The sequence below is a fragment of the Paeniglutamicibacter sp. ORCA_105 genome (assembly GCF_045798545.1).
Classification (GTDB): domain Bacteria; phylum Actinomycetota; class Actinomycetes; order Actinomycetales; family Micrococcaceae; genus Paeniglutamicibacter; species Paeniglutamicibacter sulfureus.
The window spans coordinates 1-10,418 of sequence record NZ_JBIXLM010000068.1; the positions used below are offsets into that span (position 1 = coordinate 1).

General features: G+C 66.3%; 11 protein-coding genes. 4 read left to right on the forward strand and 7 right to left on the reverse strand.

What is annotated here, in order from left to right; all coding sequences use genetic code 11:
• Positions 1-28: 28 nt before the first annotated feature.
• Both ACIPUB_RS19625 and ACIPUB_RS19630 read right to left on the reverse strand, forming a co-directional pair.
• The gene (locus ACIPUB_RS19625; RefSeq protein WP_407608920.1) at positions 29-1,654 is read right to left on the reverse strand and encodes a cation acetate symporter; all 1,626 of its coding nucleotides are present in this window, start codon (positions 1,652-1,654) and stop codon (positions 29-31) included.
• Between the two features lie 3 nt (positions 1,655-1,657).
• Positions 1,658-2,002, reverse strand: coding sequence for a DUF485 domain-containing protein (locus ACIPUB_RS19630; RefSeq protein ID WP_407608921.1), 345 nt, complete (start codon positions 2,000-2,002; stop codon positions 1,658-1,660).
• A gap of 240 nt (positions 2,003-2,242) precedes the next feature.
• On the opposite strand from ACIPUB_RS19630, the gene ACIPUB_RS19635 reads away from it, so the two are divergent.
• The 4 genes from ACIPUB_RS19635 to ACIPUB_RS19650 are packed head-to-tail and all read left to right on the forward strand — an operon-like array spanning position 2,243 to position 6,112.
• Positions 2,243-3,442: a sensor histidine kinase gene (locus tag ACIPUB_RS19635; RefSeq protein ID WP_407608922.1), complete on the forward strand. Its 1,200-nt coding sequence runs from the start codon at positions 2,243-2,245 to the stop codon at positions 3,440-3,442.
• A 47-nt stretch (positions 3,443-3,489) separates the two neighbouring features.
• A complete protein-coding gene (locus ACIPUB_RS19640) occupies positions 3,490-4,206 on the forward strand; it encodes a LytR/AlgR family response regulator transcription factor (RefSeq protein WP_407608923.1) in 717 nt (238 codons plus the stop codon).
• Positions 4,203-4,631, forward strand: coding sequence for a hypothetical protein (locus ACIPUB_RS19645; protein WP_407608924.1), 429 nt, complete (start codon positions 4,203-4,205; stop codon positions 4,629-4,631). The genes ACIPUB_RS19640 and ACIPUB_RS19645 overlap by 4 nt, the downstream gene beginning before the upstream one ends.
• Positions 4,631-6,112 carry a cation acetate symporter gene (locus ACIPUB_RS19650; RefSeq protein WP_264268594.1) on the forward strand — a complete coding sequence of 494 codons (1,482 nt, stop codon included), beginning with the start codon at positions 4,631-4,633 and terminating at the stop codon, positions 6,110-6,112. Before ACIPUB_RS19645 ends, ACIPUB_RS19650 begins: the two co-directional genes overlap by 1 nt.
• Before the next feature lie 103 nt (positions 6,113-6,215).
• Here ACIPUB_RS19650 and ACIPUB_RS19655 read toward each other — a convergent pair whose 3' ends face one another.
• The 5 genes from ACIPUB_RS19655 to tsf form a co-directional block, all read right to left on the reverse strand.
• Complete coding sequence (locus ACIPUB_RS19655; protein ID WP_264268108.1) at positions 6,216-6,800, reverse strand: DivIVA domain-containing protein; 585 nt, start codon at positions 6,798-6,800, stop codon at positions 6,216-6,218.
• Between the two features lie 139 nt (positions 6,801-6,939).
• On the reverse strand, positions 6,940-7,869 hold the full coding sequence (locus ACIPUB_RS19660; protein WP_407608925.1) for a phosphatidate cytidylyltransferase: 930 nt from the start codon (positions 7,867-7,869) through the stop codon (positions 6,940-6,942).
• Positions 7,869-8,426 (reverse strand): ribosome recycling factor, encoded by a 558-nt coding sequence (frr, locus tag ACIPUB_RS19665; RefSeq protein ID WP_264268109.1) that lies wholly within the window; start codon positions 8,424-8,426, stop codon positions 7,869-7,871. The genes ACIPUB_RS19660 and frr overlap by 1 nt, the downstream gene beginning before the upstream one ends.
• A gap of 97 nt (positions 8,427-8,523) precedes the next feature.
• On the reverse strand, positions 8,524-9,267 hold the full coding sequence (pyrH, locus tag ACIPUB_RS19670) for a UMP kinase (RefSeq protein ID WP_407608926.1): 744 nt from the start codon (positions 9,265-9,267) through the stop codon (positions 8,524-8,526).
• Between the two features lie 207 nt (positions 9,268-9,474).
• Positions 9,475-10,314, reverse strand: a complete 840-nt coding sequence (gene tsf / locus ACIPUB_RS19675; RefSeq protein ID WP_407608927.1) for a translation elongation factor Ts — start codon at positions 10,312-10,314, stop codon at positions 9,475-9,477.
• Between the last annotated feature and the right edge of the window lie 104 nt (positions 10,315-10,418).

Here is a 10,418-nt window from a genome sequence, read left to right on the forward strand (position 1 = left end):
GGCCCCCACCGAGGATCTTGCCCAGCCGCTAGTGGTCGACGGCCTTTTCGGCACCGACACCGGTCAGCGAGCGGACCTCCATTTCCGCGGACTTGATCGGGTCCTCGGTATTCTTGTCCAGCACCGAGCCCAACCAGCCCAGCGCGAAGGCCAGCGGGATCGAGACGATGCCCGGGTTGGCCAGCGGGAAGATCGCGAAGTCGGCACCCGGGATCATGGAGGTCGGCAGACCCGACATGACCGGGGAGAAGACGATCAGCACGATGGCCGAGCCGAGGCCGCCAACCATGGACCAGACCGCGCCCTGGGTGGTGAACTTCTTCCAGAACAGCGAGTACAGGATGGTGGGCAGGTTGGCGGATGCCGCCACCGCGAAGGCCAGGGCCACCAGGAAGGCGACGTTCTGCCCCTGGGCGCCGATGCCGCCGAGGATCGCGAAGATGCCGATGACGACCACGGTGCGGCGTGCCACCTTCATTTCCTTCTCAGGGGTGCTCTTGCCCTTGGCGATGACCGAGGCGTAGACGTCGTGGGCGAAGGATGCCGCGGCGGTGATGGTCAATCCGGCAACCACCGCAAGGATGGTGGCGAAGGCGACAGCGGAGATCAGGCCCAGCAGCAGCGGGCCGCCGAGTTCGAAGGCCAACAGCGGGGCGGCAGAGTTCACGCCACCCGGGGCAGCGTTGATCCTGTCGGCACCGATCATGGCACCGGCACCGTAACCCAGCACCAGGGTGAAGAGGTAGAAGGCGCCGATGAGCCAGATCGCCCAGACGACCGAGCGGCGGGCCTCCTTGGCGGTGGGAACCGTGTAGAAGCGCATCAGCACGTGCGGCAGGCCGGCGGTGCCGAGCACCAAGGCCAGGGCCAGGGAGATGAAGTCGAGCTTGGAGGTCTCGGACGCGCCGTACTTCTGGCCCGGGTTCAGGATGTCGACGGTGCCGGCGGACTCGACTGCGGCTCCGAGCAGTGCGGAGAAGTTGAAGCCGTAGTTGGCCAAGACCATGATCGTCATGATGAACGCGCCGGCGATCAACAGGCAGGCCTTGATGATCTGCACCCAGGTGGTGCCCTTCATGCCGCCGATGAGTACGTAGACGATCATCAGTGCGCCGACCACCACGATGACCAGTGACTGGCCGATCTTGTCATCGATGCCCAGCAGCAGGGAAACCAGTGCCCCGGCGCCGGCCATCTGGGCCAGCAGGTAGAACACGCACACGGCGAGGGTGGAGATGGCCGCGGCAATGCGCACCGGGCGCTGCTTGAGGCGGAAGGAAAGCACATCGGCCATGGTGAACTTGCCGGTGTTGCGCAGCAGCTCGGCGACCAGCAGCAGGGCCACCAGCCAAGCCACGAGGAAGCCGATGGAGTAGAGGAAGCCGTCGTAGCCGTTGATGGCAATGGCCCCGACTATGCCCAGGAAGGATGCCGCTGAAAGGTAGTCCCCGGCGATCGCGGTGCCGTTCTGGGTCCCGGTAAAGGAGCGACCGCCCGCGTAGTAGTCAGCGGCTGTCTTGTTGTTGCTCGAGGCCTTGAGCACCACGATCAGGGTGATGCCCACGAAGAGGCCGAAGATGCCGATGTTGACCCACGGGTTGCCGACCTTTGTCGATTCCGGGGCCACAGCGGCCAGGTATGTCAGGGCGTTCATGGCTTACTCTCCTGCCTGTGCTTCAAGGCGCTTGCGGAGGGCCGTGGCCTTCGGGTCAAGCTTCTTGTTGCTGTAGGACACGTATGCGGCGGTGATGCCGAAGGTGGAAACAAATTGCAACAGGCCCAGCAGCAGGCCGACGTTGACGTTGCCCCACACCTTGATGGACATGAATTCGTGGGCGTAGTCCGCCAACAGGACGTAGGCGAAGTACCACAGCAGGAAAATGATGGCCATGGGGAAAACGAAGCTGCGGTGGGTCTTGCGCAGTTCGCGGAATTCTTCCGAGTCCTGCTCCTTCACGAAATCGATGTCGGTACCGAGGTCCGAATCTTCGGTGGTGCTCATGACTCCTCCTTCTCAATGGGGGTTCAAGGCGCCAGGTGCGATACCTTCATCGATGCGCCGGATCGTCCCGGCGTAAGGCGCGTCACCTGGCATGGTGACTAAGATCACTCTGTGGCATTGGCGCACCGCGCGGGAAGGGGTCCGGGTGCGGCATCCGGCAAACGGTCCCCCGGATGCGCCAAGCGGCACCTGCGAACGACGAACGGCATGCCCGTCCGGGCGCCGCGTAGGCTTGGAAACATGCTCTCCACCGCGCTGCAGATGACCCTGATTGTCGCCACCGTCGTGGTCGGCGGCACCCTGGTGGGCTACCTGGCTTTCAAGATCGCGCGCTCCAGCCGGGACCTGGGGACCGACGCCGAGAAGGCGACCTTTGAGACCCTGCACCGGGTCTCGGTGGCGGCCCCGCACCTGGCCCAGGGCCTCACCCCGGAAGGTGCCGCCACGGCAGGGAAGCACCTGCGCGCGCTGCTGGCTGCCCAGGGGCTGGTCATCACCGACACCTCGGCGGTGCTCGCGGTGGACGGCACGATTCCGGACGCCGGGGACCGGGGCACCGCCGCGGCGCTGGAACTTGCAGCCGCTGCGCTCTCCGCCACCCGCACCCAGGTCAAGCGCTCGGATACCGGCGACATGGTCTGCGCCCCGATCATGGTCGGGGATGTCCCGGTGGGCACCGTCTGCGCGTACATCCCGCGCGCCGGGGCCGGGTTCGTGCGCGCGGTGGCCGAGGTCGCGGCCTGGGTTGCCGCGCAGGTGGGGCTGGCTGAGCTCGATGCCTCCCGCGCATTGCTCATGGAGGCGGAGGTCCGCGCGCTGCGCGCCCAGATCAGCCCGCACTTCATCTACAACTCGCTAAACGCGATCGCCTCGTTCATCATCACCGACCCGGCCAGGGCACGCGAACTGGTGGTGGAGTTCGCCGACTTCACCCGCTATTCCTTCCGCCGCCACGGGGACTTCACCACGCTCGCCGAGGAACTCACCGCCATCGACAGGTACCTGCTGCTGGAAAAGGCGCGCTTCGGCGACCGCATCCGGGTTTCCCTGGCCATAGCCCCGGAGGTGCTGGCCACCGCCATCCCGTTCCTGAGCCTGCAGCCGCTGGTGGAAAACGCCGTGCGCCACGGCCTGGAATCCAAGCCCGGCGGCGGACTGATCACCATCAGCGCCTCGGATTCGGGCGAATACGCGTTGATCACCGTGGAGGACGACGGGGTGGGCATCGACCCGGTGGCCCTGCGGGCGGTGCTGGCGGGGACCACCGAATCCATCCATGTGGGCCTGCGCAATGTCGATGTGCGACTGCGCCAGGTCTACGGGGACGCCCACGGGCTGGTCATCGACACCGCCCCGGGTGCCGGCACGCTGATCACCATGCGCATCCCCAAGTTCCGCCCCGGGGTCGAGCCCTCCGCGCCCGGCGTCGCCGCCCGATAGCGCGCCGGGTCCGCATTCCCCCGCGGGGTACGGGTAAAATGACGTGCATGATTAACGTGGTCGTTGCCGACGATGAATTGCCTGCCGTTGCGGAACTGGCGTATTTGTTGTCGCTCGACTCACGGGTGGGCACCATCCACCGGGCCAATTCCGGGGCCGAGGCCCTGAAGGCCCTGGAGGAGTTCGAGGTCGACGCCCTCTTCCTGGACATCCACATGCCGGCGCTCTCCGGGCTGGACATCGCCCGGGTCATCTCCCGCTTCACCCGTCCCCCGGCCGTGGTCTTCGTGACCGCCGACGAGGACCAGGCGCTGGAGGCCTTCGAGCTGGCCGCGGTGGACTACGTGCTCAAGCCGGTGCGCCCCGAACGCCTGGCCGAGTCGGTCCGCCGCATCTGCGAGCTGGCCGAGGAGGACACCGTGAAGCCGGACATGGTCACGGTGGAAAAGGGCGGCATCACCAAGATGATCCGCCGCGACGAAATCCGCTACGTGCAGGCCCAGGGCGACTACGCCCGGCTGCACACCAAGGACGCCAGCTACCTGATCCGGGTCCCGCTCAACGACCTGGAACAGCAGTGGGGGGCGGCAGGCTACGTGCGCATCCACCGCTCCTACCTGGTGTCCATGGACAAGATCGACACCGTCAAGCTGGCCACCGGCAAGGCGGTGGTTCTCATCGGCGGCACCGAGCTCCCGGTCTCGCGCCGCGCCCTGCCCTACCTGCGCGAGAAGCTGGCCGCGAATCGAGTCCGGCCGCTGTGAGCGAATCCGGCGCCGCCGCCGAGCCGCCGCGCGAATCCCCCGGTCCGCGCCCGGTCCAGGCTCCCGATGACGGGCTCCCGGCACCCACCGGAGCCCGGGTGCGGGTCAGCGCACCCGCCGGCACCATGTTGAACATCGTCCGCCGCACCGCCCCGGATGCCGCCGACACCTTCTACGTCCACTCGCTGATCCGCTCGCAGCTGCGCCTGGCCGCCTCGGTGGCCCTGGGCTTCCTGCTGGTGCTGGTGGGCCTTGCCGTCATGGTGTTCACCTGGCCGCAGATCAACGACATCCGCCTGGCCACCATCCCCTTGCCGTGGTGGCTGCTGGGCGTGGGCGTCTACCCGCTCATCATGCTCTGTGCCTTCCTCTTCAACCGGGCGGCGGCGCGCAACGAGGCCAAGTACCGGAGCATCGCCAAGTGATCAATCCGGCCGTTGCCCTACTCTCGGTGTTGCTGGTGTCCCTGGCGACGGTGCTCATTGCCGTCAACGGGCTGCGGCTCTCGCGCACCACCGGGGACTTCTACGTGGCATCGCGCACCGTCAAGCCCTGGTGGAACGCCAGCGCCATCGGCGGGGAATACCTTTCGGCCGCATCGTTCCTGGGCATTGCCGGGCTCATCGTGGTCTCCGGGCAGGACGGGTTGTGGTTCCCCATCGGGTACACCGCCGGCTACCTGATGCTGCTGCTCTTCGTCGCGGCGCCGCTGCGCCGCTCCCGCGCTTACACCATCCCCGACTTTGCGCAGATCCGGCTGGGCTCGATGAGGCTGCGCAGGCTCACCAGCTTCCTGGTGGTGGTCATCTGTTGGCTGTACATCGTCCCGCAACTGCACGGAGCCTCGCTGACGCTGGGCATCAGCACCGGGCTGCCGGGTTGGATGGGCTCGGTGCTGGTCATGGGGATCGTGTGCCTCACCGTGCTGGCCGGCGGCATGCGCTCGATCACCTTCGTCCAGGCGTTTCAGTACTGGCTCAAGCTCGCGGCCCTGGCGATCCCCGCCGTCTTCCTGCTGCTGCATCTGGGCCTGGCCGGGGAATCGGCGACCCTGGACGGTGCCGTCTTCGATCACGCCAGCGACCCGGCGGCGGACCAGGGCCTGTACTACAACATCTCGCTGCTCGTGGCGCTGCTCTTTGGCACGCTGGGACTGCCCCACGTGCTGGTGCGTTTCTACACCAACCCGGATGGTCCCTCGGCCCGAAAGACCACCGCGATCGTGCTGGGATTGCTGGCGTTGTTCTACCTCTTCCCCACGGTGCTGGGCATCCTGGGCAGGGCCTTCACCCCGGAACTAGCCACCAGCGGGAACGCCGATGCCACGGTGTTGCTGCTGCCAGGGCGCATCGTGGGCGGAACCGCCGGGGATGCGCTGACGGCGATCATCATCGGCGGTGCCTTCGCCGCGTTCCTCTCCACCTCCTCGGGCCTGGTGGTGTCCCTGGCCGGGACCATCTCGCAGGACCTGTTCCGCGGCACGGTGCGCGGATTCAGGATCTCCACGCTCATCGCCACCGCCGTCCCGCTGCTGCTGGCCATGGGCACCTCCAGCCTGGCGCTGGCCGGGGCCATCGGCTCGGTCTTTGCCTTCACCGCGGCAACCATCTGCCCGCTGCTGTTGCTGGGGATCTGGTGGCGCGGGCTCACCGTTGCCGGGGCGATTTCCGGCATGGTCACCGGCGCCGTGTGCTGCGGCGCGTCCCTGGTGCTGGCGGCAGCGGTGCCCAACGAGCCGCAGTCGTTCCATGCCCTGCTGGCCCAGCCGGCCGCCTGGTGTGTGCCGCTGGCATTCCTCGTCATGATCTTCGTGTCCCTGGCAACCAGACGCCGTCCGCCCGGACGCATCGACGAGGTCATGGCCCGACTGCATGTTCCCGAGGCGCAGGCCGGAACGCTGCCCTGACGCCTGCGACCGTCACGGCCCCTGATTCGGGCATAAAGAATGCGGTTGGCCTGGTGACAGACACCAGGCCAACCGCATTGAAAACTTCGACGGAGCCGAAAGGCTAGTCGATCGAGGCCATGAGCTCCACGACGCGATCCAGGAACGCGTCGACCTGCGACTCCTCGTAGCCGTGCTCGCCCTCGGCGCGGCGGAACTCGGCCCGTCGCACGGCGTCGACGCTCATCGGGACGTCCTTCTCGAAGTAGTCAATGAGCTGGGAGCAGAGCTTGTCCACGTCCTGGACGTTGTAGCTCGACGCGCTGGAGCGCGAAGGCCTGCGGAAGCGCTCGCCCGGGGACCGGTGCAGGCGTCCGCGCAGGATCGCAGAGAGCCGGCCGACCTGCTGGAGCCAGGCGTCCTCGCCATCGGCGTGGATCAGTGCATCGCGTTCCCGCTGGGCAAAGACATCCTCGAGCCTGTCCAGCGCACCGTCGACCTCGCGGGCGCTGTAGCCGCCGCGCTGGGCAGGGAAAACCGTGCGGCGAACCATGTGGCTGGTGACAATCGAATCATCGTCGCCGTCGCCATTGAACGTGGCTCGGGCGCGGGCGAGGAACACATCCACCTGTTTGGTGTTGTAGCCGAATTCCTTTTCCCCCACGCGCTCAAAGGGGCTGGGGGCCGGCTGTGCCTTGTCCTGACTCACAATTCTTTCCTTGATCTCGGTATTGCGTACCGGAAAACCGGCACCTTGGTGCTGCGGGTGGTGCGATGGCCCGGATCCAACCGCGGAGCGGTCGCACCTGTCTGCATATCCATCTTAGGGATGCATTGGCACCGGCGCCCTACAGCGCGCCGGGCATCAGCAAAATGGTGAGGATATACGTCACCGGGATGGCGAAGAGCACCGAATCAAGCCGGTCCATGACCCCGCCGTGGCCCGGCAGGATGTTGCTCATGTCCTTGATGCCCAGTTCCCGCTTGACCATCGACTCGGCCAGGTCCCCGGCCGTTGCGGCGACAACCGTCGCAACCGCCAGCGGGATGCCCACCCACCAAGGGGCATCCAGCAGGAGCACCGCCGCAGCGATGCCCACCACCGTGGCCCCGGCAACCGACCCGGCAAAGCCCTCCCAGGACTTCTTGGGGCTGATCTTCGGAGCCATCGGGCGTTTTCCGAACAGCACGCCCACCAGATACCCGAACGTGTCGTTGGAGACCACCAGCAACAACATGGTTGTCACCAGCAGGTGCCCGTCCGGCTCGTTCAGCAGCAGCACGGCAAAGCTCAGCAGCAGCGGCACCCACGTCAAGACGAAGATGCTTGCAACGATCGAGGGCACGGATTTTGCCGGCCCCTCGATGATGCGCCACAGGAAGACCAGCAGGGCGCTGGCGGTAAACGCCATGCCCAGGGCCTCGAGACCGCCGTAGTAGGCGGAGAACGGCAGGGCCACCCCGGCCACGGCCAGGGGAACCAGCGGGGTGTCGATTCCCCCGCCGATCAGTGCCCGAGAAACTTCCCAGCTGCCCACGACTCCGAAGATAGCCACCGTGGCGACGAACGCCAGCGGCAACCAAAACAGTCCGGTCAGCACCACGGCCAACAGCACCAGCCCCACGACGATTGCCGCGGGGAGGTCGCGTCCTGCCCGCGAGGGCTGGGTGCGCGTCGACTTGCGGCTGCGCCGGGTCATGGGGTCCCCTCCGGGATCCGGCGTCGGCTCCGGAGGGGAACCTGCGGCTCCTTCGCTCGGCTCGGTGGGATTGGGCATTAGACTTCCAGCAGCTCGGCTTCCTTGCGCTTGAGCAAGTCGTCGATGCTTTCGGCGTGCGACTTGGTCAGTGCGTCAAGCTCCTTTTCGGCGCGGGCGCCTTCGTCCTCGCCGACTTCGCCGTCCTTGACCAGCTTGTCAATGCCGTCCTTGGCCTTCCGGCGCAGGTTGCGCAGGGCCACCTTGGCGTCTTCGCCCTTGCCGCGAACGACCTTGACGTATTCCTTGCGGCGTTCCTGGGTCAACACCGGCATGATCACGCGAATGGTCTTGCCGTCGTTGGACGGGTTCGCGCCAACCTCGGAGTCGCCGAGCGCCTTTTCGATTTCACGCAGGGCGGTCACGTCGTAGGGGCTGATCAGGATGGTGCGGGCATCCGGGGTGGCGAAGGATGCCAGCTGCTGCAGCGGGGTCGGGGAACCGTAGTAGTCCACCATGACCTTGGCGTACATTCCCGGGTGCGCACGGCCGGTGCGGATCGCGGAGAAGTCTTCCTTCGCGTTCTCGATGGTGCTGTCCATCTTGTCGGATACCTCGAAGAGGATTTCCTCAATCACGGTCTACTCCTTTGAATCGGCTCCCAATCGTTGGGTGGCCGGGTAATTTTGGGCTTGTGAACAATCCTATGCCACGAGAGGGCATGGCGCGGGGCACCTAGATGGTGACGCGGGTGCCGATCTTTTCGCCGAGGATGGCGCGGGTGACGTTTCCGTCGCCCTCCATGCCGAAGACCATCATCTCCAGCTTGTTGTCCTTGCACATGGTCATCGCGGTCTGGTCCATCACGCGGATGTCCTTGATGAGGGCCTCGTCGTAGGTGAGGTGCTCAAGCTTGGTGGCGGTCGGGTCCTTCTTCGGGTCCGCGGTGTAGACGCCGTCGACACCGCTCTTGGCCATCAGGACCACGTCGGCGTCGACCTCGAGGGCGCGCTGGGCTGCCACGGTGTCGGTGGAGAAGTACGGCAGGCCTGCACCGGCGCCGAAGATCACGACGCGGTCCTTTTCCATATGGCGGATGGCGCGGCGCGGAATATAGGTCTCGGCGACCTGGGCCATGGAGATCGCGGACTGGACGCGGGTGTCGACGCCGGCCTGTTCCAGGAAGTCCTGCAGGGCCAGGCAGTTCATGACGGTGCCGAGCATGCCCATGTAGTCGGCGCGGGAGCGGTCCATGCCGGAGGCCGAAAGTTCGGCGCCGCGGAAGAAGTTGCCGCCGCCGACGACGATGGCGACCTCGACCTTGCCCACGGTGGCAGCGATCTGCTCGGCCACCCCGCGCACCGTGACGGGGTCGACGCCCAGCTTGCCGCCGCCGAAGACCTCTCCGGAAAGCTTCAGCAGGACCCGGCGGCGACGCGGGGCGTGGGTGTTTTCGTGAGTTTCGAGGGTTGCGTCCATGGGGGTGTCATTCCTCCTGCGTGCGGGTCGGTGCGGGCCCGCCTCGTTGCTGTTTGGTGGTGGCCGGCGCACAGGCTCTGGTCGCCTGGGCGCTGGCAGGAAAAAGGGGCGGCCACCTTGTAGTGGCCACCCCCTTTACCTTGGTGCGAAGCAATTGGTTATCGGTGCCGCGGCCCCGTGAACCAATTTACCTGCTGTTGAAGCTAATTAGGCTCCGACGCGGAAACGTGCGAAGGCAGTGGCGCTGACGCCTGCTTCTTCCAGCACCTTGCCCACGGTCTTCTTGGCGTCCTTGGCGAATGCCTGGTCGACCAGGACCTGCTCCTTGAAGAAGCCGGTCAGGCGGCCTTCAACGATCTTGGTCATGGCGGCTTCCGGCTTGCCTTCGGCGACTGCGGTCTCCTGGGCGATGCGGCGCTCGGACTCGACGACCTCGGCGTCGATGTCGTCGCGGGAAAGCACGGTCGGTGCCATTGCAGCGGTGTGCACTGCAACGTCGTGTGCAACGGTGGCTGCGGCTTCGCCGGCGCCGTCCACTGCAACGAGAACGCCAACCTGGGCCGGGAGGTCCTTGGAGGTCTTGTGCAGGTAGGCATCAACCGATGCACCCTCGATACGGGACAGGCGGCGAACGATGACCTTCTCGCCCAAGACTGCGCCCTCTTCGGTGACGACGTCGGCAAGGGTCTTGCCCTCGACGTCGACTGCCAACAGGGTCTCCAGGTCGGCTGCGCCGGAGGACACGGCAACGTCCAGGACCTTGGCGGCCAGGGCGATGAACTTGTCGTTCTTGGCGACGAAGTCGGTCTCGCAGGAAAGCTCGATCATGACGCCGACGGTGCCGTCGACAACCTTGGCGGCAACGAGGCCTTCCGAGGTCGAGCGGCCTTCGCGCTTGGTCGCGCCCTTCAGGCCCTTGATGCGGATGAGCTCCATGGCCTTCTCGGCGTCGCCGTTGGCCTCGTCGAGCGCCTTCTTGACGTCCATCATGCCAGCGCCGGTGCGCTCGCGCAGTGCCTTAATGTCAGCAGCGGTGTAGTTTGCCACGTGCAACCCCATTCATAAGTGGTTTTGAGCTTTTTCGCCGAAGGACGGGCCGAATGTGGCCCGTCCCGCGGTTTGTCTCCGGTTGTGGGGGGGGGGCCCCCCCC